Source organism: Chryseobacterium carnipullorum (assembly GCF_900142785.1).
Taxonomy (GTDB): Bacteria; Bacteroidota; Bacteroidia; order Flavobacteriales; family Weeksellaceae; genus Chryseobacterium; species Chryseobacterium carnipullorum.
Genome location: NZ_FRCD01000005.1, coordinates 1 through 23,314, shown reverse-complemented (window position 1 = coordinate 23,314; position 23,314 = coordinate 1). Strand labels below are relative to the sequence as shown.

Genomic DNA, 23,314 nt, shown 5'->3' with positions numbered 1-23,314 from the left:
TTTTACTCAGGTTTTTTTTATTATGAAACATACAGACTATATCATCGTTGGAGATGGATATGCGGCGCTATTTTTCGCACATCAGCTCCTTAAACATAACAAATCTTTTGTCCTGTTTTCAGAAGGAAAGAAAAGTGCTTCCCAGGTTTCAGCGGGAATTATCAATCCTGTGGTCCTTAAAAAATTTACCACTTTCTGGAAAGCACATGAACAAATCAACTTCCTTAAAGACACCTTATCTGAAATAGAATCCTACACCGGAAAAAATTATCTTATCGATTCACCGATCCACAGAATTTTTCATGACGGGAATGAACAAAATTTATGGGTAAAGAAATCCAAAACTGAAGAGCTTTCCAGCTTCCTCGATGAAAATTTCGATCATTTAGAGGTAGTAAAAAACAACTTTAACACCGGAAAGGTCAATCAGTCTGCCAGGCTGAAAGTAAGCGCGTTTTTCAGTGATCTATTAGATTTTTTAGGAAAAAAAGAACTTTTAGTAAAAGAAAAATTTAATTACGAAAAATTAGACGCTCCCGGAGGTTCCTATAAAGATATCGGTTTTAAAAATATCATTTTCTGTGAAGGGATGGGAGTGAAAGAAAATCCTTTCTTTTCAGATATTGCGGTTATTCCCAATAAAGGACACCATATAAAAGTAAAGCTTTCTGAAGCCATTCCGAAGGATATTACCATTAAAAAGAAACATTTCCTGTTTCCTACAGATAACGGACTCCATTTCTATGGCGGAACGTATGACAGAGAACAGCTTCATCATCAAATCGATGAATCAGCAGTAGCACAACTTGTCAATGGATTGTCCGAAATTTATCCTCATGATTTTGAAGTAAAAGAAGTCAATTTTGGTTTCAGACCCACAGTAAAAGACCGTAGACCTATCATTGGAAGACATGAATCATTCAAAAACCTTTATGTTTTCAATGGTCTTGGAGCAAGAGGAATTTTAAATGGATGCTACTTTTCAAGAAGTCTGTACCAGTTCATTGAAGAAGAGACTCCATTGCATGATGAAGTTTCCTCCGACCGATTTAAATTATGTCAGGATCATTAAAGAATAACGCAGAAATTCATATCTTCAGACGAGAATTTAAACTATGAATGAAAATATTTTGGGTATAATAGCTGGTGTTTTAACCTCTGTTTCAATGATCCCTCAATTGATCAAGGTAATCAAAGATAAGAATGTGGATGATATTTCTCTGGTTATGCTGCTTGTTCTTATATCAGGACTTTCACTTTGGGTTTGGTATGGTTTTATGAAAGATGAACTGCCCATAATTTTGTCCAATGCATTTGCCGTTTTAGTTAATATAAGTCTTTTGATCTGCTATATGATCTATAAGAAATAAGATGGAATTTCAATAAGTAAAAAAGACGCTTTTACCATTGGTGAAGCGTCTTTTAATATGGTGAAATTTTACATTGAATAATTAAGGCTGAAGAACAAATTTAGCCAAAGGAGCCATTCTTGCTTTATTTAATGTCAGCGTATTACCGTTTACCGAATAATTATCTGCAGCAAGCAGAGCTTTTGTAAATAGCTGTTCAGTTTCAAGATCTTCACAGGCCATCATGGTAGACATTCCCTGATTGAACTTGATTCTCATGATATCAGGCTTGATCTCAAAAGTACCTCCAACCCCGTTGCAGCCTGCATTACCTTCATATCTCATGCCTTCTGTATTAAGCTTGAAATAAGGATTGTTTTTTTTGTTTTTTAGTTGGATAGGCTGTCCGTTAAGTTCCGTAAGCTTCCATGTTTTGCCCATAATATCAGCTGTCTTTTGCACAGGAGGAGTTGTACATGCGGTAAGAAATACCAGAAAAAAAAGAGCGGATAAATAGTAGTATAAGTTTTTCATAATTATTGATTTTTCAGATTGATGTGGTGTTTTGACTCTTAAATTAGTACGAGGCCATTTTTGCAGATCCTGATCCTTTTGTTTCACGCTTGGCATGGAACAGAACCATATCAACATTTTTCTTCAGTAAAGTAATATTTCCTTTGATATCAGAATATTGATATTCTGCATTACTTGCTGTATATTCAGGAAGAGCGTCGCTTTTCTTAAGGTCATAGGTTTTACCTTCCAGATGAACAGTAGCTGTGTTTTTCGTGTGGTTGATGATGACTTCAATTTTTTCCCCATAACTGTCTGTGAAAACGTCTTTAGAGATTTCATCTTTGTTTTCGGGTGCTACTTCAGTAAGCGTTTCGGATTCTTTACCAGGATGCTTACACGCTGTTGAGGAAAGGACTGCCAGCCCCATAAGAACCGATGTGAATAATTTTTTCATAGTGATAAGTGATTTGAATAGGTGTCATGAAATAGTGATATTAATACTATATAAATTTACAAATATTTTTAATAAATATATGTTAATTTTACATAAATTAATCTGATGTTTCTATCTTTTAAGCATTATCCCACCTTTAGAGTGGATTCTTCTGAATTAATTGTAATTCCGTTTCAATGAAGATTTGCTCAGCTGATAACCGTTGAAATGCTGTGTCAAACAGCCGGTTCTAAGAATAAAAAAGTACAGTTTTTTTTCATGTTACATTTGTTGTTTTACTTTGGTGCAAAAGTATTGAAAATTATATAATGTTGATACCCAGTGAAAAATGATTTAAATCATACGGATGAGATTTTATTTTGAGCACGTTATTTTACCATATCAAAAAGAAAATGAATGTAATTTTTTCAGATTTAACGAGCAGCCAGCAATTATTAAAACAATAATTGACGATAATTGATTGCGAAGGCCAACTCAATGCAATTGTTTTGCTGATTTTTTAAATACGATTTATCTTTTATCCTGTGATTTTAATTCATTATGAAGTCACAATTGGTGTATATTTTCTTTTTCTTTTCAAATCAGCAGATACTGAAACGCTTATTATTCGCAGGATCAATGTATACTTTCCTTATTCAGCTAATTTAAAGGAGAGTTAAATTTTGTTAATCTATTATGACAGTATACCTTTCTAAGTGTACATTTGCCACTTCAAAATGAGAAACCTATTAGTATATTTTTTGACCGGTCTTTTTCTGCTATTCGTAGTAGAAAGCAGACTTGATGTCAAAACACTTAGAAATGACTATTCCGGTCATGTTTCTCATCATATGCCCAAAAAAGCCAACCGCCTGAACCAGACTTTCGAGAAACTGTCGGTACAGCAAATGGCGGACAATATTGATAATACGACTCTGGAGCTTGCAGAAGATAATTTTCAGTTATCTGATACCCTGCAGATTATTGCGGTATTCGCTACTGTATTCAGTCTTGTTTATATTTTTGGACTTCGTTCTTTTAAAAGCAGAAAACCTGGTTTCCATGGTCTTCTTTCGCTGTATTCTCATGTTAAAACATTCATTCTGATTCGTTCTATCAGAATTTAAAAATCTTTTTTTCCTCATTTGTTTTCTGTCCAGAGTCCGGACAGGACATCTACTGCGTTGCCTATGTCGGTAATCATCACGGCGCAGGATTCTATTACCGTCTTATTCTATTCAAAACATTAACGATTTATATTAAACTCTAGAATTATGATCAAAAGAGTTGCCTCAGGCATTGCGATAAGCACCCTTTTATTGACTGTTGGCTGCAGTCAGAAGAAAGAAGAAAAAGAAGAAGCCACTGTATATCCCGTCACCAGCCCTGTGAAAATGGACACGGTGATCAACAAAGAATATGTAGCCCAGATCCAGTCTGTAAAAAACATTGAGCTTCGTGCACAGGAAAAAGGATTTCTTGAAAAAATTTATGTAGACGAAGGTCAGTATGTACATGCCGGTCAGACTTTGTTCAGAATTATGCCGCAGCTGTATCAGGCAGAAGTGCTTAAAGCAAAGGCAGAAGTAGAACAGGCTACCATAGAACTGAAGAATGCAAGTACTTTGGCAAGTAACAACATTGTTTCCAAAAATGAGAGAGCAATGGCTAAAGCTAAACTCGATGCAGCCAACGCTGAAATGAAACTGGCGCAGATTCATTTGTCCTTTACGGATATTAAAGCGCCATTCTCAGGCGTAATCAACAGGATTCCTTTAAAACTGGGAAGTCTTGTAGATGAAGGAGATCTGTTGACCTCTTTATCAGACAATACCAATGTTTACAGTTATTTTAACGTGTCAGAACCTGAATATCTTACTTATCAGACTCATGCTGCAGACAGAGGGAGTAATCAGGTATCTTTAATTATGGCCAACGGAGAAATGCTTCCTCAAAAAGGTGAGATTCAGACGATAGAAGGGGAATTTGACAATGAAACAGGAAATATTGCCTTCAGAGCAAAATTTCCGAACCCGGATAAACTGCTTAGAAATGGCGAAACAGGAAAAGTTCAGATGACTTTGCCTGTTCACAATGCACTTATTATTCCACAGAAAGCCACTTATGAAATTCAGGACCAGAAATATGTATTTATTATCGATAAAAATGGAACTGCGAAATCCAGAAATATAAAAGTGGCTTACGAACTTCCCGATCTCTATGTTGTAGGTTCAGGACTTGCAGCAGGAGATAAGATTCTTTTAGAAGGGGTACAGAAGGTAAAAGATGACCAGAAAATCAAGACCAAATTTCAGGATCCCAAGAAAGTTCTACAGTCATTGAAACTAAAAGCAGAGTAGTTTACTCGTAAAACGAAGCAGTATGTTTAAGAAATTCATCCGCAGACCTGTTCTGTCTATCGTGATCTCACTGATCATCGTATTTATGGGGGTTCTGTCGCTGGTAAAACTTCCAGTGACCCAGTTTCCCTCCATTTCACCCCCTAAAGTAAATATCACCGCAGAATATCCTGGAGCCAACAACGAACTATTGATCAAATCAGTAGTGATTCCCCTCGAAAGAGGTCTGAATGGAGTTCCGGGTATGAAATATATGACCTCCGATGCCGGTAACGACGGGGAAGCTTCCATTCAGATTGTATTTGATCTTGGAACAGATCCCAATGTAGCCGCAGTAAACGTTCAAAACCGTGTATCTTCCGTAGTGAACAAGCTGCCACCTCTGGTAGTGCGTGAAGGGGTAAAAATTACCCGTGAAGAACCCAATATGTTGATGTACATTAACCTGTACAGTGACGATCCTAAAGCTGACCAGAAATTCCTTTTCAACTATGCTGACATCAATGTGATGTCTGAATTGAGGAGGGTAAGTGGAGTAGGTTTCGCAGACATCCTGGGAACCCGTGAATATGCCATGCGTATCTGGCTTAAACCGGACAGGTTGACTGCTTATAATATTTCAGCAGACGAAGTAATGGAATCCCTGAACCAGCAGAGTTTAGAAGCTTCTCCCGGGAAAACAGGGGAAAGTTCAGGAAAACGTTCCCAGTCATTTGAATACATTCTGAAATATTCCGGACGTTTCAACACTGAAAAAGATTACGGAAACATTATCTTAAAAGCTAAGCCGGGAGGTGAATTTGTAAGATTAAAAGATGTTGCTGATATAGAATTCGGTTCCTCAATGTATGACATTTATTCTACATTGAATGGAAAACCGTCGGCAGCAATTACCGTAAAACAGTCTTACGGTTCCAATGCAAGTGACGTTATCAAAAATGTTAAAGCGTTGATGAAAGATCTTGAGAAAAATAACTTCCCGAAAGGAATGCACTATGACATCAGTTATGACGTTTCCAGATTCCTGGATGCATCCATGGAAAAGGTGATTCATACTTTGTTTGAGGCCTTTGTTTTGGTGGCTATCGTGGTATTCTTGTTCCTTGGTGACTGGCGTTCAACCTTAATTCCTGCTTTGGCAGTTCCGGTTTCGCTGGTGGGTACATTTGCAGTCATGTCTGCCTTTGGAATTACCCTGAACATGATCTCGCTTTTTGCATTGGTAATGGCCATCGGGGTCGTCGTCGATGATGCGATTGTCGTGATTGAAGCCGTTCATGCCAAGATGGAAGAAAAAGGACTTTCCCCATTAAAAGCGACGGAAGAAGCAATGCACGAAATCAGTGGGGCCATTATCGCGATCACTTTGGTAATGGCATCCGTATTTATTCCGATTGCATTCATGTCCGGTCCGGTTGGAGTATTTTACCGTCAGTTCTCCATTACAATGGCTTCTGCGATCATTCTTTCAGGAGTGGTAGCTTTGACACTGACGCCAGCTTTATGTGCTTTGATCTTAAGAAATCATCACGGAAAAGCTAAAAAGAGAACGCCAATTACTATTTTCCTGGATAAATTCAATAATTTATTCACGAAAGGAGCTGGGAAATATGAAAAAATGCTTAACAAAACAGTTAAGAAAAAATCTATTACTCTTCCATTATTGCTGGCATTCTGTGCCTGTACCTTCTTCTTAAGTAATTCCCTTCCTTCAGGATTTATTCCGGCGGAAGACCAGGGAATGATCTATGCCATTATCCAGACTCCTCCGGGATCTACTCTGGAAAGAACAAATCAGATCGCTAAAGAATTATTAAGAGAATCTGAAGATATTGATGGAGTACAGTCCGTTTCTTCACTGGCAGGTTATGAAATCCTGACAGAAGGTACGGGATCCAACTCGGGAACCTGTCTGATCAACCTTAAAAGCTGGGAAGAACGTACAGAATCTGCCGCCGAGATCATTGAAAAACTCGAAGAAAAAGCCAAAAATATTCCCGGTGCCAATATAGAATTCTTCCAGCCGCCTTCCATTCCGGGCTACGGTGCTGCCGGAGGTTTTGAACTCCGTCTGCTGGATAAAGCAGGAAGTGGCGATTACCATAAAATGGAGCAGGTAAGTAACGATTTTGTGAAAGAATTAAAGAAGCGTCCGGAACTTGGGTCTGCATTTACCTTCTATTCTGCCAGTTTCCCTCAGTACATGCTGAAGGTAGACAATGATCTTGCCGAACAGAAAGGAGTAACAATACAAAGTGCGATGGATAATCTGTCTACCTTGATCGGTTCCAACTATGAGACCAGTTTCATCCGTTTCGACAGACCCTATAAAGTGATTGTACAGGCTGGTCCGCAATACCGTGCACTGCCCACTGATCTGCTGAAACTATATGTGAAAAACGATAAAGAACAGATGGTTCCATATTCTGATTTTATGAAAATGCAGAAAGTATATGGATTATCAGAGATTACAAGACATAATATGTATAACTCCGCGGAGGTAAGTGGTACTCCTGCACCGGGATACAGTAGTGGACAGGCGATTAAAGCAATTCAGGAAGTTGCGGATAAAACCCTTCCGAGAGGTTTTGGGATCGACTGGGCGGGTATCTCTAAAGACGAGGTAAGCCGAGGTAACGAAGCCGTGTTTATTTTCTTGGTCTGTCTGGGATTTGTATACCTGATCCTTGCAGCACAGTATGAAAGTTTTATTTTGCCGTTGCCGGTGATTTTATCTCTTCCTACAGGTATTTTCGGAGCATTCTTATGCCTGAAATTATTAGGACTGGAAAATAACATTTATGCTCAGGTAGCCATGGTCATGTTGATTGGTCTGTTGGGTAAAAATGCAGTATTGATTGTAGAATTTGCCGTTCAGAAGAAAGCAGAAGAAGGAATTCCTGTAGCGCAGGCAGCTATTGAAGGAGCGGCGATCCGTTTCCGTCCGATCCTGATGACTTCATTTGCATTCATTGCCGGTCTTATTCCGTTGGTGATAGCCACAGGCCCTGGTGCAGTAGGAAACAGAACCATTGGTACTGCAGCAGCAGGAGGAATGCTGATAGGAACTATTTTCGGGCTGATGATTATTCCGGGACTGTATTATATTTTCGGAACGATCGCCGAGAAATCGAGACTGGCAAGATATGAAGAGGAGAATCCTTTAACAGAACAAACTGAACCTTATCAACACGATGACAAACATGAAGATTTATAATAAATATATAGCAGCCATTGCTTTATCGCTTGTACTCACAGGCTGTAGAGCTCCCATGGCTACGGTCATAAAAGATGAAGTAAAAGAGAACCTGCCTCAGAATTTCAATCAGGAAGAGCAGCAGGACGCTAATGCAAACAGTGGAACAACGCCATGGAGACAGTTTTTTACAGATCCCAATTTGGTTAGCTTAATTGAAACTTCTTTAAAAAACAATCAGGAATTACTGATTACCCTGCAGGAAATTGAAATTGCGAAAAGCGGTGTCTTAGCTAAAAAAGGAAAACTGACGCCTACTGTTTCGGCAGGAATAGGAGCAGGCCTGAAAAAAGCAGGCCGATATACAAGTGAGGGAGCGGGTGATGCTACTACCGAAATAGAACCGGGAAGAGAAATGCCGGATCCGCTGGGTAATTTTGAAGGCGGACTGATGGCCAACTGGGAGATTGATATCTGGAAGAAACTCAGAACTGAAAAGGAAGCAGCTGTTGCTCACTACCTTTCTACAGTGGAAGGGAAAAACTTCGTCCTTTCTAATCTTATTGAAGAAGTAGCAGATAATTATTATGAATTGCTGGCGCTTGATAACCAATTGGACATCATTCAGCAATACATAAAGTTGCAGCAAAGAGCATTGGAGATTTCTAAAATTCAAAAAGAAGCTGCTGCTGCTACGGAATTGGCTGTGAAGAAATTTGAGGCAGAACTGGCAAAGTCCAAAGCTGCGGAATATACGATCCGTCAGGACATTACAGAGAAAGAAAATCAGATCAATGCACTTCTGGGAAGATATCCGCAACCGATCGTAAGAACGAAAGAAAGTTTTATGTCTACGATGCCACAAACGGTTTATACCGGAATACCCTCTCAGTTATTGGCCAACCGTCCTGATATCAAACAGGCGGAATTGGAATTAAAAGCAGCAAAACTTGACGTACAGGCGGCGAGAAAAGAATTTTATCCGTCCCTGGAAATTTCGGCTACTTTAGGATTGGAAGCATTCAAACCTTCTTATCTGGTTAAATTGCCGGAATCTATTGCTTATAATTTAGCAGGAGAACTGGCTGGTCCGCTGATCAATAAAAGTGCGATTAAAGCCAACTTCCAGACTGCTGATGCGAAACAGATACAGTCGCTGTACGAATATGACAAAACGATTTTACATGCTTATCTGGATGTAGCGAATCTCATGTCAAGGGTCAAAAATATAGACCAGTACTATCAGATGAAGTCTCAGGAAACAAAAGCCTTGGATCAGTCTATTGATATAGCGAACCAACTATTCCGAAATTCAAGAGCTGATTACCTGGAAGTCCTTCTGAACCAAAGAGATGCTCTGGATGCCAAAATGGAGCTGATTGAAGCCAAACAGAAACAGCTGAGCACGGTTGTAGATATTTACAAAAGTTTAGGCGGTGGCTGGAAATAAGAAATCATAATTCTATCAATATAAACAGTTAATGTTTTGGGCTGATCCTTTCGGGGGTCGGCTCTTTTTATTTTTATGCGACGCGTTTTGTCATATCATGGGGTTAATTTTGTTTATCAATTAATGGCAAAGTGCTAATAATATATTACTTAATTAAAATTTACATTAAATCTCAATTGAAGGACTTGAAATGTGTTAAGAAATTGTTAAATTTGCCGCAAAATTATAAAAGCTAATCTTAAAGTAAAACACACAAACGGATGAAGAAATTCTACTTTGGTGCATGTATTCTATGCACTGTCCTGGGGCTTTCTGGTCAGGAAATATTATGGCAGAAAGATATCAAATCCTCTACTCAGGACTTTCTAAGCCAGATTACCACAACTATTGATCAGCAATATCTTATTTCGGGAAGCAGTATTCAAAGCGATAAGCTTCAGGCTGGAGGCAATAAACAAAATAATGGGTATGATTTTCACTTCATTAAACTCAATCAGCAAGGCGAACAGGTTTGGGAGAAATATTTCTCCGGAGCTAATCATGATTATTTATCAGCATCGGTTGCTACGCAGGACGGAGGTTTTTTAGTTTCAGGTACTTCGTATTCCGGAAAAGGTCTTGATAAAAAAGAAGAATCAAAAGGTGGATCAGACATTTGGTTAATCAGATTAAATGAATTCGGAGACGAACTTTGGCAAAAAACACTGGGGTCAACATCTGATGAAGAAGCAAGATCAGTCATTCAGACTACAGATTTAGGATTTTTTGTGGCTGGAAATAGACAGAGTTCCCTTCGAGAACCTCAGGGAACCATCGATTATGGTTCAAAGGATGTTTTGATTGTAAAACTTGATAAGAATGGAAAAGAGTTATCTCAATCTATTTTAGGGGGAAAAGGATTGGATGAAGTAGAAAAAATGATTCCTACGAAAAATGGAGGTGCATTGCTGGGAATCTATTCAAGAAGTAACATTGGAGGTTCCAAGAAAACTGAAAACTTTGGCGAGGGAGATTATTGGGTTATAAAACTTTCAAAAGATGGAAAAGTAGAATGGGAAAAGAACTTTGGAGGAAAGGGTGATGATCATATCAGAACATTGGCTTTGACTTCAACGGGATTTTTGATCGGTGGTGAATCAAGATCTGAAAGATCAGGGAATAAAACCGTAGGAATTGAAGAAGGAACTGATCTATGGCTTATTTCTTTAAACGAAAGAGGTGAAGAGATCTGGCAGAAGTCTTTCAATTTCAAAAACAGAGACATCCTCATGGGAATGAGTGTACTACATTCAGCAGATGACAAATCTTCAAAAGGAATCCTCTTAGGAGGTTATACACAGGCAGAAGGAAGAATAGAATCGGATGACGAGACTTTCTGGATGTTGTATTTGAACCAAGACGGAAATGAGCAGTGGAGGAAATATGTAAATGGAGACAAGAGACAAAGAGAGGAGAGACTTTCAGACTTAAAGCTCAACCGGGACGGTTCCATCATTCTGGCAGGAACCAGTGCAGAAGAATTGGGAAAAGAAAACTGGAAAATTGTGAAGCTTGGCGACAAACAAATCGATCAGTTAATCGAGAAACAAAACATTAAGATCTATCCGAATCCAGTTTCAGATTATGCTTATGTAGAAATAGGTTTTGACTTTAAAGAAGCTGATATTGTATTGTATGATATGGGTGGAAGACAGCTTCAGACGGTGAAAACCAAAAACAAGGTGACCAAAATTAATACTCAGAATTTGATTCAGGGGGCTTATCTGGTGACGATAAAAACGGATACAAATAAAACGGCTAACGCTAAATTGATAAAAAAATAAGTGATGAAGAATAAGATTATTTTATTGATGATCGTTCATTTTGTAACGACTATATCTGCCCAAATCAATGTAAAATCGCCCAACCTGGATGCGTCGTCTGTATTTAAATTTACAGAAACGCCGGTTTCACTTAATAACGGCTTGGTAAATATCAATTTACCGATATATACCATAAAAACAAAAGATCTTTCAATTCCTATTCAGCTGGATTACCATTCAAGAGGAGTAAGGGTTGAAGATATCGCCTCCACGGTTGGAATGGGGTGGAGTTTGAGTTACGGAGGAATGATTAGCAGGCAGGCCAGAGACGGGGCAGATGAGTTATCAAATGGGTACCTTATTACAGATAGTTATACTAACTTTTTTACTAATATTCAGAAAAGAGCAGCGGTGTATGAGCAAACGATATATTCTCCAGCAAGGGATCTGATTCCTGACCAGTTTTATTTTTCTACTCCCGGGTATTCAGGGAAATTTATTTTTGACCAGTTGGACAAAAAAATTGTTCAGCAGCCTTATAGCGATTATAAAATATCTTCAATCGCAACGCAAAGTTCATTACTCAATAGCTGGGTGGTAACAGATGATAAAGGAAATAAATTTTACTATGGAAATTTAGGTTCAAAATCCTTTAAAAGTTCACTTCAGGTAGTCAGTTACGTTCAGAATGGTACACCGGCTATGGCATATGATGCAAATGGAAACGCACCCGATAGTTCACATATTGATACCTGGTACCTGATTCAGATTGAGACGGTTAGCGGAGATCTTATAAAATACAATTATACATTGGATGAATCCGCTTATTACAAAAAAGATTACGATAAGATTGTTTATCCTTGTATTTCAACACCTTGTGACCAGCCTTCCAATCCGGGGGTCTATACTTATTTTTCCAAAATCAATGAAAATAAATATATTCTGGAATCTATTGATTTTCCTGAGGGCAAGGTTAAATTTATACCTTCTTCTTCCAGTCGGTCAGATGTTTTAGGTGGAAAATCATTGGATAAAATTCAGATTTATGACAGTAAAGATCATTTGATTGAATATTTTCAGCTCAATTATAATATTCAGGAATCTATCCAGAACCCTAATACCAATCCTTTATTGGCTTCATTAGACGCCTCCTCCAATAAAAGGATGTTTCTCAATGAAGCAATCCGTTATTCAAAGTATAATACCGTTATTGAAAAATACACTTACACTTACAATTCCACTTTGCTTCCCAACAGGTTTTCAACATCTCAGGATATTTGGGGATATTATAACAATGCTTCTAATGGCAGTTATTTGCATTTTTTTGATTACAACGGGCATTTATCAAGCAACCGGGAGAGTAGCGATGAGAGATCAAAAGCAGGGATTTTAGAATCAATAAGCTATTCTACAGGCTTAAAGACTGAATTTATTTATGAAAATAATCTTCTGAAGCCTACTTTTAGTATGGGCGAAGTACTTGGAAGTGTAAACTCACCTTATCATACTCAATCAGAGATTCTTTTAAAGGCGGGAGACCAACTTCCCAACTATAATGTAGCGACCAATTCATATTACAAAGATATTACGATAGATCCTCAAATGTATGATTCCGAAATAGAAATAACTTTTGATTATCATTCATTTACAGATCCTAATATACCTACAGCATGTAGTTATTATACGGGATGGGTTGAGAAAAACGGTGTACGGGTTACTCTTTTCCCTAATATAGGAGCTAGTAAGACCATTGTAAGGGGGACGTCCAGAACAAGAGCACTGACAGCAGGTTCATCTTACAGAATAGGCATCACAGCATTTGGTTGTTCCTTGGAAGATGTTGCTTCTAACCCTTCTGAAAGTGTCTCATTGATGTTGGATTATAAAGTAGCCAATACGGGTACTAATGAAACCCTATACTATGGACCCGGAAACAGGATCAAACAGATTAAATATTGGGATAAAGACCAGTTAAAAATAAAAAAAACATTTGAGTATAAAGGCCCTGCCGGTGAAAACAGCGGAGATTTATTCGGGATGAAAGAATACGTGGGTATAGTCGGGATGAATGCGAACAATATTCCAATTTTAGATCCAAAAGGAGTTGTGGCCGGCTCCATCAATTCTTCTCTGGAATCCAACAGTATGGGATACAGATATGTAAAGGAATATGTAGGTGATGCTGCTGAAAGTAAAGGACGTACGGACTATGAATTTACAAATTTTTCTGATGGAAGCAACTTTTTAAAATATCCTTTTACGCTGTCAACAGACAACCAGTGGACCAGAGGATTATTAGTCTCAAAAAAATATTTTGAGAATAGCAATAATTCTTACAGACTTTTAAGAGAAGAGTCCCACAAATATAAGTTTGGTGGTTTTGATACTCCCTATGAGATCAGTCCGGGAATGGGATTTGAATCGGCAGATGGAATGATTAGCAACTACACCAAAAACAGAGATTATTATGTTGTCCCGCTGGCTCATATCTATATGAATCTTTCTCATGTGGTTAACAAACCTCTGCCACACCCTAATTTTTTAGTGGCAGACTATACCAATAATTTCAGAATATATTATAAGCCCTACTATTTTAACAGCGGTAAAATAGAAAAATATAAAACAACAAGCTTTGATTATCTGAATGATAAGATCTTAACTTCCGATAATACCTTTTTATATAACAGCAATGATCATTATCAACCGATTTCACAAATAACAACCGATACGGATAAAAAAATAATGGAAACCACCTATAAATATGCTCAGGAAAAAGGAAATCAATACCTGATTGATAAAAATATTGTTGGGGTTCCTCTAGAAACTGTTGTTATTAATAAAAAGGATACTCAGGATACAGGAAAAAGAGTTTCAAAAACTGAAACCGTATATCCGGCATCTCAATCAGAAGCAGATACTAAAACTGCAGGATTAGCCCTACCTTATGAAATACAGTCTACAGATTTACTTAATATAATCAATAAAGAAATTGAATACCAAAAATATGATTCCAAGGGTAATATCCAGCAGTACACCACTAAAAATGGCATTTCAACAACCATCATCTGGGGATATAATCAGACCCAGCCTATTGCTAAAATAGAAGGAGCCAAGCTTTCAGACATTCCTCAGGCACTCATTGATGCCATTGTGAATGCCTCTATTAATGATGGTCAGCTCAGTACAGAGGCGTCAGAACAATCATTGATATCTGCTTTAGATGTATTTAGAAACAACGCTGCATTGTCAGCTTATCAAATCAGCACGTACAGCTATGATCCGTTAATCGGAGTAAAGAGTATCACCCCGCCATCCGGGATTAGAGAGTTTTATATTTATGATACCGCCAACCGACTGAAAGAAGTAAGGGAAAACAGCCCGACGGGTAAGATCCTGAAGGAATTCAAATACAATTACAAACAATAAAACTCAAATTATGAAAAAAGCAATATTCATTATTGGCATTTTAGCTACTCAATTTACTTCAGCACAGTTATATACTTCCGGTGGTGGTGTGAATCCAACATCTACTACATCCAGTAATGTGGGAATCGGGGTTCATGATCCTCATTCCAATTTAGAAGTTGGTGACCAGAATGGAGGTAAGATAACAATTTCTACCGGTGGATGGAGCGCTTCGTCTGCCAATCCAAAATATCCTACTTTGGAATTCGCAGGATACTTAAATAATCCTAAAGCAAGAATAACGGCTACTGAAGAATCAGGAAATACGAGTGGGTCAAAATTTTCTATTTTACTTCAAGATAATACAAATACTCCAAGCTTGGTTGAAAGATTTTCAATCCTCGAGAATGGAAATATAGGAATAGGGAAAACACAACCCAAAGAAAAACTGGATGTTTCCGGTAACATTTTAGCAGGATCTACTCATGCTACAGAGGGAATTAATGCGCTTGCAATAAGATATGAGAATGGGTCATTAAACAACTGGGGTTCTTTAAGAAGTTCGGCAGCTACCTATATGAGTTTTGGTGTTAAGGCAGACTCTAATACAGCAAACGGATGGTTGTCTTCCAACGAAACCTTGAATTTCTCTAAGGTTGCTATGGTAATGGATAATGACGGGATGAGGCTTTTGAGTTCTCCATCACAAACTATTGCTTTAAACTCTCCAGTGGCAATGAATGAAATACTAAAGATTTCCTCCAATGGAAATGCTCTGCTAAATGGTAAACTTGAAACCAAAGAAATTAAAGTGACCCTGACTCCGACAGCCGATTTCGTATTTGAAGAAAACTACGATCTGCCAAAGCTGGAAGAAGTGGCCAAACATATTAAAGAGAAAAAACATTTACCGGAAATAGCTTCAGCTAAAGTCATGGAAAAAGAAGGGGTCAATGTTGGTGAATTTCAGATTAAACTTTTGCAAAAGATCGAAGAACTTACTTTGTATGTGATTGAACAAAACAGACAGTTAAAAGATCAGCAGGCAAAAATTCAGAAATTAGAAACAGAAAATACGGATTTAGGAAAAGCCGTTTTAGAGATTAAGCAGCTGAAAGAAGAGCTTGTTAAGATGAAATCCACCAACCATTAATTAAAAATTATGTATAAAAAATTATATATAAGCATTGGATTGCTATGGGGGATGCATCATTACGGACAGGTGGTGTTAACTTCTCCTCCTGCTCCGAATACCGAAGTGGCAGATCCCCAAAGTATACGGATGCTTCCGGGATTCAAATTTAATTCTGTCAATGGAACATTTCGGGCGTATATAGGAGGGTCCAATCCCAATAATCCCGGAAATACCTATACCCCCATTACCGTTGATTATTCAGCTAATATTTCAAATACTGAAAATTATATTTATACCAGACAGTATTTAGTACCGACTGAAGTTTCGGATGCATCTTTGCAGCAGATACAGAGTGTTCAGTTTTTCGACGGTCTCGGAAGACCTAAGCAGTCGGTGAGCATCAAATCTACTCCTACAGGAAAAGATCTGGTAACGCATATTCCTTATGATGGATTTGGACGACAGGTAGACAGCTGGCTTCCGGTTCCTATGGCATCACAGAGTGGAAATATTCAAACCGGAGTGGAAGGGGCTGTCAATGCCTATTATCAGTCTAACGGGATTAATGATTCTTTTCCTTTCAGCCATAAAAATTTAGAAAACTCTCCGCTTGACAGAATTTTAAGCCAGAAAAATCCTGGAGCGGACTGGCAGAACAAACCCGTTGTTTTCGGCTATGAAGCCAATACAACAGGCGAAGTGACAAAATATACCACCGCCACCAGTTGGGTTGATGGAGCTACTTCTTCGGTATTAAGTCTATCCGGAACATACGGAGAAGCTCAACTGTATAAAAATACCGTCACGGATGAAGACAACAATAAGACCATAGAATTCAAGAACGGTAAGGGACAAACGCTATTGGTCAGAAAAGTCATCAGTGCCTCCGAAAATGCAGATACTTATTATGTGTATAATGAATATGACCAGCTGGCATTTGTAATTCCGCCATTGGCTTCTGCTTCTGCATCAGTATCTGCTGCCGCTTTGGAACATCTTTGTTATCAGTATAAATATGATGGCAGAAGCAGACTGGTAGAAAAGAAACTTCCCGGAAAAGGCTGGGAACAGATGGTTTATAATAAAAAAGATCAGTTGATTCTGTATCGCGATACCGTTCTGAAAAACGGAATCACCAACTTTACAGCCGACCAGTCATGGAATTTTACCAAATATGACCAGTTTGGAAGAGTTGTGTACACAGGAATTTCAAGAGACGGAACTGCAAGACAAAGTATACAGACTTCTATTGATAATCAGGCCTCGAATGTTTCTTACGAAACCCGTGGAGGAAGTTTTGCCTTGAATGGAATGAATGTAGAATACGGAAACGTTTCATATCCTACAAGTATCGAAAAGATTCTTACCGTCAGCTATTATGATACCTATCCTCAGGGAGCTCCGGCGGCGACCGGTTCTATATTAGGTCAGGAAGTATTGCCTCAGCCAACCCAGGGTTCGAATATCAGTACAAAAAGTCTGCCCACAGCTTCTTATGTGAAAAACATTGACAATGACAGTTGGACAAAAGCATATACTTACTATGATAAGAAAGGACGGGCAATATCCACTCATTCTGTAAATCATCTTGGAGGATACACCAAAACTGAAAGTTTACTGAAGTTTTCAGGGGTTCCGGAATATACGTTTACTGAGCATAAAAGAGCTGCAGATGCCACTAAAGTCAACCTCAAAGAAACTTTTGAGTATGATCATCAGGAAAGACTGGTAAGACATTGGAATGAGGTCAATGGTGGAGTGAAGGAACTTCTTGCTGAGAATCTGTACAATGATCTGGGACAGGTACAGACCAAAAATGTAGGAAATACAACAGGCAGTCCTTTGCAGAGCGTCAAATATGCCTACAATATCAGAGGATGGCTTACAAAACTTAATGAACCTTCCAATCTGCAGAATAAACTCTTTGCTTACGAGCTGAGGTACAGCAAACCGGACAGCCAGTTTTCAGGTTCTGCAAGGTACAACGGAAACATTTCGCAGATGTCTTGGATTACCCAAAGTGATGCGGTTCTGAGAAATTACTCTTATGAATATGATGGTCTTAACCGTCTTAAAGAAGGACGTTTCTGGGATGCCATGAATTTAGACAGAGGAGAATACCATGAGAAGCTTACCTACGACCTGAACGGAAATATTAAATCCCTGCTCAGAAGAGGAAGACAGCTTCCCGGCTATACCGCTCCTGAAGTGATGGATGATCTGGTATACCACTATGAAAATGGTGAACAGAGTAATAAGTTAGCCTACCTTAAAGAGATGGGAACGGGTAATGCCTTAAGTGGTTATCCGCTTTCATCAGGAAGTACCGGAAGTACGATCAGCTATGACCTGAACGGAAATATGACAGTTCAGCAGGATAAAGGGATCTCTATTCAATATAATTATTTAAATTTACCGGGAAAGGTTACCCAGAATGCCAAAGTAACAGATTACACGTATAGAGCAGATGGAGTAAAAGTAAGAAAGCTCTTTGGTACGGACACTACAGATTATCTAGACGGTTTCCAGTATGAAAATGGCACATTGAAATTCTTCCCTACCGCAGAAGGTTATTTTAATTTTGAAACCGGGAAGTATGTGTATAACTATACCGATCATCTTGGAAATACAAGATTGAGCTACTTTAAAAATGGCTCAGGAGCAGAGATCATTGAGGAGAGTAATTATTATCCGTTTGGATTGAAGCATGAAGGATATAATGTTTTATCGGGAAATCCTGCGTATAAATATAAGTACAATGGAAAGGAGCTTCAGGAGAGTGGGATGTATGATTATGGAGCGAGGTTCTATATGCCTGAGATTGGAAGATGGGGTGTCGTAGACCCATTGGCAGAGAAATATTTCAATATATCTCCCCTCAATTATACAGCTAATAACCCTATTCTTTATATAGATCCTGATGGAATGCAACTGGATTTAAGTGATATTATGAAGAAAGGCAATGAAGAGCAGTACAAAGCATTTGTTTTTTTTGCTAAAACAAAAGAAGGTCAAGCTTTCTTATCAAAATACATGGAGAAAGGACAGACCATTACTTATGGTGGGAAAACTATTTTTGAAGCAAAATCAAATGGTGAGTATCACAATAAAGGCGTAGATTTATCATATGGAGTTAAAACAGATTCATCTGTAGGAGGTTCAACGACAGGTAAAATTAAGGGAGATGAAAAGAATGTCTCAATCTTGATTTCGAGTAAAGCATATGGTGATTCTGGTAGTCAGTTTTTTAATACCTTGAGACAAATAGTTCACGAATCTTTTGTTCACGCTGATTTGGAAGCTAATGATCTTCAAGATGATGGTTACCTTAATTCAAGCAGTATCTCAAAAGAATACAGAAAATATGACACTAGGGAATCTCAACATGGACAACATTATTATATCCAGAATGAGTATTTAAAAGATCCTACAAACAGTAAAGTAAATACATACACTAAGGAAGGATTGCAAATTCTCAAGCAAGCTAATGAAGCTCTAAAATTAAAGTTAGGTAATACTCAGATAAAAACTGAAATGTGGAATTTTAGAGGATCTATGATAAAGGTAGATAAAAGTGGGAACCTAAAACATAAAGATCAATAATTGTATGAAGTTAATTAGGATTATAATGATTAGTATGTTATTGCTTTCGTGTCATAAAGAGAAGCAAGAATATATTGAAGTATCATTGGGGTTTAGCATGAATCCCAATGAACCAAGGATTGCAGTCCTTATAAATGACAAAGATTCTTTGTATGTATGTAAGGAAAATTTAACATCAACTGATAAAGGAGTAAAATATAAATATTTTAAATCAACTCAAAAGATTAATTTCGTTTATTATAAAGAAAGAATATTGACATCTTTTTATGATTCAATTCAATTTAAAAGTACTCCCGATGCTCAGCCAAGACAAATAAATTATTATTTAAATGGGAAGAATCTTAAATTTAGATTTTATTCACATGAGTTATCAAATAGACAAGAGGAAATTATTGAAGACTTGATTTTATTAAAAGATAAAAGATTTATAGAAATTCCTTATTATAGGTTTTCTAAGGATTTATTATATGAATCAATGCCAAAGGCACCCAAATAAACTAAAAACTCTTAAACCTTTTGCTCTCTGCTGCTCAAAGTTTCCCGACTTTGAGCAGAAAAAAATCGCTCGTGCTCCCTCAATAAAAATAAGCCATTGTTTTTTACAGTGGTTTTCTTATTTTAGCTTGAAATAAAATAAGAAAGCTCTTTGGTACAGACACCACAGATTATTTAGACGGTTTTCAGTATGAAAACGGCGCTTTGAAATTCTTCCCTACGGCAGAAGGTTATTTTAATTTTGAAACCGGGAAGTATGTATGCAACTATACGGATCATCTTGGAAATACACGTTTGAGCTACTTTAAAAATGGCTCAGGAGCAGAGATCATAGAAGAGAGTAATTATTATCCTCTTGGGTTAAAGCATGAAGGGTATAATGTTTTGTCGGGAAATCCTGCGTATAAATACAAGTACAACGGAAAAGAATTACAAGAGACGGGAATGTATGATTACGGAGCAAGATTTTATATGCCGGATATTGGAAGATGGGGGGTGCATGATCCTCTGTCTGAAACGACGTTACAACCATATAGTTATGCAGATAATAATTCTATTTTTTATAAGGACCCGACAGGTATGATTGCGCAACAACCCGAAGCTATTGCAACAATTTATAAGAATAAAAGAACAGGAGAAGAGGTAAATGTTAACGACGGAGTCAATGAAACTGTTTTGGTCAATGGATATGACTTTGTAAAAGCAAAAACATATGCTAAATATTATAATTCTGATACTGCTGGTTTAAATGATAAGAATATCAATTATGAAGTAAATCAGGGTTATATAGATTTTTATTACAGTACAAGATATGGTGATGGATTTAGCTTTGCTTCTTTATTAGATTCAGGACCAGACAAACGTAGAATGCCTACGAGCGATAGTGATAACATGATATTGCTTGAAATGCCTGATATGGGTAGAAAGGGTTCTGCAAAAAGTTTATTAAAAACTCTAAAGACCATTAAACCAGCTAATCTTCCGGCTTGGAAGACTATTGCCGTAGATATTGAGCATATTGCCTCTGGATATATGAAAGGAGGTTAACGTGTTAGTTCTATAAAGACTGTTTTTCCAGATAATCTATCAGAAGGACAAGTTGAAAATTTAGTTAGAAGTGCGTATAAGAATAGTAAAAAAGTTAAAAAACAGGGAGATAGAGTATTGTTAAGAGGAAATGATATAGAAATGTGGGTAAATACTAAGACTAAAACAATTGAAACGGCATATCCAATAATAAGAGAGTAGTTATGAATAAATTTATAATCTATATTGATAAAAATTCTATCTTTAAACATAAAAATAATATTACCGGAAATATATATATTAATTTTGATGGTTCTTTTTTCCCGGAAAGAAACTGGAATGACTTTATTATTATTATTATTATAAATAATTGGATAAATTCTTCTTATAATATTCTAAGTGGATATACCAAGTACGAAGAATTTTACTTTATGGATGGACCATTCCTTATGAAAGTGAGAAAGATTGATTCAGAAGTTTGTGTGATTGAACTTGTTGAAAATCATACTAATATATTGTTGAGTTACAGAATTAGTGCAAGAGATTTCTTTGAAGAGATTTTAAGAAATGTTAATTTATTGAGTAAGTACTGCACGGAGCAAGATTGGGAAACCGATGAGATTAGGAAGCTTCAATATTTGAATACTAAATTTTCTACTATATTTTAATTAGTCTGAATTTACTTGGTATTTAGCTCCCTCGTTGTTTAGAATTCCGGTAGTATCAATCAATAAAATAAACCACTGTTTTTTGTAGTGGTTTTATTATTTTAGCCTCAATTAAAGTAAGAAAGATTTTTGGTAAAGACACCAGAGATTATTTAGACGGTTTCCAGTATGAAAACGGCACATTGAAATTCTTCCCTACCGCAGAAGGCTATTTTAATTTTGAAACCGGGAAGTATGTCTATAATTACACCGACCATCTTGGAAATACCCGTTTGAGCTACTTTAAAAATGGTTCAGGAGCAGAAATCATCGAAGAGAGTAATTATTATCCATTTGGATTGAAGCATGAAGGATATAATGTGTTGTCTGGAAATCCTGCGTATAAATATAAGTACAACGGAAAGGAACTTCAGGAGACAGGTATGTATGATTATGGAGCAAGAATTTATATGCCGGATATTGGAAGATGGGGTGTGGTGGATCCGCTGGCGGAGAAATCGCGTCGTTGGTCTACTTACAACTATGCATATAACAACCCAATAATGTTTATAGATCCAGATGGAAGGCTCGCAACACCTCCAGGAGATTTCTACGATCAACAAGGTAATAATGTTGGAAGCGATGGAAAGAAAGATGGCAAAATATATGTTTTGACTAATAGTAGTGAAGTTAGTGCTGCAAAAAAAGCAACTTCTAATGGTCTTTTGTTTAGTAAGTCCGATGTTAAATCTGAAGTAGAATTACCTTCTGCACGCGTAAGAGAAAGAATGGGCGATGCTGTAGAAAGGTCAAATAGTCCAAATGAATCTGTTGGTGATGATAAAGGAGGATTGCACGAAGAAGGAGGGTATTATGGAAAAAATGCTAACGGAAATGAAGTTGTTATTGATTCAGCACCAGGTAAAGGGTATGAAAAAGGAGAAGCTGGCGCAGGAGTTAACCCACTAAAACCAGCGGATTCTTATTCTAGTAAATCTGATTGGCGCAAGCAAGATAAAATAGAAGGAACTTTTCACGTGCATCCTGTAGGTGATAATACAGTAAAATTTGTTCAGTCTCCATCTGGTGCAGATTTAAGGAATAGTGGCACTAGATTTAACAATGGTATAAAAGGCAATAATTATATACTTGGTGCTGGAAATAACTCCGTTACTGTTTATAAGAACGGTGCTGTTTTGGCAACATTTCCTTTAAATAAATTTATAAATGTCAAATAATGAAATTTTTTTTAGCACTTATTTCGATTATATTTTTTAGCAGTACATCTTGTAACAAAACAAAAATTAATAAGATAAATAGTAACCATAACTTTTTTATTCCTATTAAGTATGTAATAGATGGCAAAATGGTGAAATTAGATGATGATTTTGACTTTTTAATCATTGAAAATTCGGACACAATTAAAATAAAACATACAAATAATATCCTTGAAATTCCCGAATTTTTTAAAAAGGAAGATTATAAAGTTTTATTCCGATGTAAAGAAGACAATATTGTTTTTGATAAATTATCCAATAAAATGCTTAATCCAAATCAAAAGACAAATTGGATAATTGGTGTTGATAATAAACCTTTTGATAAATTATTAGGTTTGATGGATGTAAAGGAGTACGATAAATCTAATTATAAAAAGATAGAATATCTTCAATTTGATCCACAAGAATACGGAGACGGTATACAATTGGTTAACAAATACTAAATATTTGATGTCATATATTATTTATAATCCGTGACTTAACAAAAAAACCTCGCAAAATTGCGAGGTTTTTTTTTGTTATAACTGTCTAGTCCTGAAATATCGATACACAAAAAAAGCATCGTTATGGAAGAACATTTAGAAACCCAGTACGTCAAGCGTACGCAGCGAGATTACAAT

The 23,314-nt window shown here is 37.0% G+C and carries 16 protein-coding genes and 2 pseudogenes; 16 read left to right on the top strand and 2 right to left on the bottom strand.

Annotated elements, in window-relative coordinates; translation table 11 throughout:
- The first annotated feature begins 22 nt into the window (after nucleotides 1-22).
- Both BUC06_RS06830 and BUC06_RS06825 read left to right on the top strand, forming a co-directional pair.
- Nucleotides 23-1,072 carry an NAD(P)/FAD-dependent oxidoreductase gene (locus BUC06_RS06830; protein WP_073331624.1) on the top strand — a complete coding sequence of 350 codons (1,050 nt, stop codon included), beginning with the start codon at nucleotides 23-25 and terminating at the stop codon, nucleotides 1,070-1,072.
- A gap of 43 nt (nucleotides 1,073-1,115) precedes the next feature.
- Nucleotides 1,116-1,370, top strand: coding sequence for a SemiSWEET transporter (locus BUC06_RS06825; protein WP_073331621.1), 255 nt, complete (start codon nucleotides 1,116-1,118; stop codon nucleotides 1,368-1,370).
- Between the two features lie 81 nt (nucleotides 1,371-1,451).
- Here BUC06_RS06825 and BUC06_RS06820 read toward each other — a convergent pair whose 3' ends face one another.
- Both BUC06_RS06820 and BUC06_RS06815 read right to left on the bottom strand, forming a co-directional pair.
- Entirely contained in the window at nucleotides 1,452-1,883 is a 432-nt protein-coding gene (locus tag BUC06_RS06820) for an META domain-containing protein (RefSeq protein WP_073331617.1), read from the bottom strand.
- Nucleotides 1,884-1,926: 43 nt separating this feature from the next.
- A complete protein-coding gene (locus BUC06_RS06815; protein ID WP_073331614.1) occupies nucleotides 1,927-2,319 on the bottom strand; it encodes a hypothetical protein in 393 nt (130 codons plus the stop codon).
- A gap of 716 nt (nucleotides 2,320-3,035) precedes the next feature.
- Between BUC06_RS06815 and BUC06_RS06810 the strand changes: the two genes are divergently transcribed.
- From BUC06_RS06810 to BUC06_RS06745, 14 genes and pseudogenes are all read left to right on the top strand, one after another.
- The gene (locus BUC06_RS06810; protein ID WP_073331611.1) at nucleotides 3,036-3,425 is read left to right on the top strand and encodes a hypothetical protein; all 390 of its coding nucleotides are present in this window, start codon (nucleotides 3,036-3,038) and stop codon (nucleotides 3,423-3,425) included.
- 147 nt (nucleotides 3,426-3,572) lie between these two features.
- Entirely contained in the window at nucleotides 3,573-4,658 is a 1,086-nt protein-coding gene (locus BUC06_RS06805; RefSeq protein WP_181876104.1) for an efflux RND transporter periplasmic adaptor subunit, read from the top strand.
- A 22-nt stretch (nucleotides 4,659-4,680) separates the two neighbouring features.
- Entirely contained in the window at nucleotides 4,681-7,875 is a 3,195-nt protein-coding gene (locus tag BUC06_RS06800; RefSeq protein WP_073331608.1) for an efflux RND transporter permease subunit, read from the top strand.
- Nucleotides 7,862-9,304 (top strand): TolC family protein, encoded by a 1,443-nt coding sequence (locus BUC06_RS06795; RefSeq protein ID WP_073332110.1) that lies wholly within the window; start codon nucleotides 7,862-7,864, stop codon nucleotides 9,302-9,304. Before BUC06_RS06800 ends, BUC06_RS06795 begins: the two co-directional genes overlap by 14 nt.
- A 260-nt stretch (nucleotides 9,305-9,564) precedes the next feature.
- Nucleotides 9,565-11,127, top strand: coding sequence for a T9SS type A sorting domain-containing protein (locus BUC06_RS06790; protein ID WP_073331604.1), 1,563 nt, complete (start codon nucleotides 9,565-9,567; stop codon nucleotides 11,125-11,127).
- 3 nt (nucleotides 11,128-11,130) lie between these two features.
- Nucleotides 11,131-14,532: a hypothetical protein gene (locus tag BUC06_RS06785; RefSeq protein ID WP_073331600.1), complete on the top strand. Its 3,402-nt coding sequence runs from the start codon at nucleotides 11,131-11,133 to the stop codon at nucleotides 14,530-14,532.
- A 10-nt stretch (nucleotides 14,533-14,542) separates the two neighbouring features.
- Entirely contained in the window at nucleotides 14,543-15,664 is a 1,122-nt protein-coding gene (locus tag BUC06_RS24085) for a hypothetical protein (RefSeq protein WP_228423639.1), read from the top strand.
- 9 nt (nucleotides 15,665-15,673) lie between these two features.
- On the top strand, nucleotides 15,674-19,249 hold the full coding sequence (locus BUC06_RS06775) for a DUF6443 domain-containing protein (RefSeq protein ID WP_083564015.1): 3,576 nt from the start codon (nucleotides 15,674-15,676) through the stop codon (nucleotides 19,247-19,249).
- Between the two features lie 34 nt (nucleotides 19,250-19,283).
- Nucleotides 19,284-19,745: a hypothetical protein gene (locus BUC06_RS06770; protein WP_139263326.1), complete on the top strand. Its 462-nt coding sequence runs from the start codon at nucleotides 19,284-19,286 to the stop codon at nucleotides 19,743-19,745.
- A gap of 134 nt (nucleotides 19,746-19,879) precedes the next feature.
- Nucleotides 19,880-20,335, top strand: a pseudogene (locus BUC06_RS24080) (RHS repeat domain-containing protein); the annotation flags it as partial.
- A 468-nt stretch (nucleotides 20,336-20,803) separates the two neighbouring features.
- Nucleotides 20,804-20,992: an EndoU domain-containing protein gene (locus BUC06_RS24425; protein WP_083564012.1), complete on the top strand. Its 189-nt coding sequence runs from the start codon at nucleotides 20,804-20,806 to the stop codon at nucleotides 20,990-20,992.
- A 2-nt stretch (nucleotides 20,993-20,994) separates the two neighbouring features.
- Nucleotides 20,995-21,438, top strand: coding sequence for a hypothetical protein (locus BUC06_RS06755; RefSeq protein ID WP_073331588.1), 444 nt, complete (start codon nucleotides 20,995-20,997; stop codon nucleotides 21,436-21,438).
- 113 nt (nucleotides 21,439-21,551) lie between these two features.
- Nucleotides 21,552-22,025 (top strand): annotated as a pseudogene (locus BUC06_RS24075) (RHS repeat domain-containing protein); the annotation flags it as partial.
- Nucleotides 22,026-22,654: 629 nt separating this feature from the next.
- Nucleotides 22,655-23,137, top strand: coding sequence for a hypothetical protein (locus BUC06_RS06745; RefSeq protein ID WP_073331582.1), 483 nt, complete (start codon nucleotides 22,655-22,657; stop codon nucleotides 23,135-23,137).
- Nucleotides 23,138-23,314 lie beyond the last annotated feature (177 nt).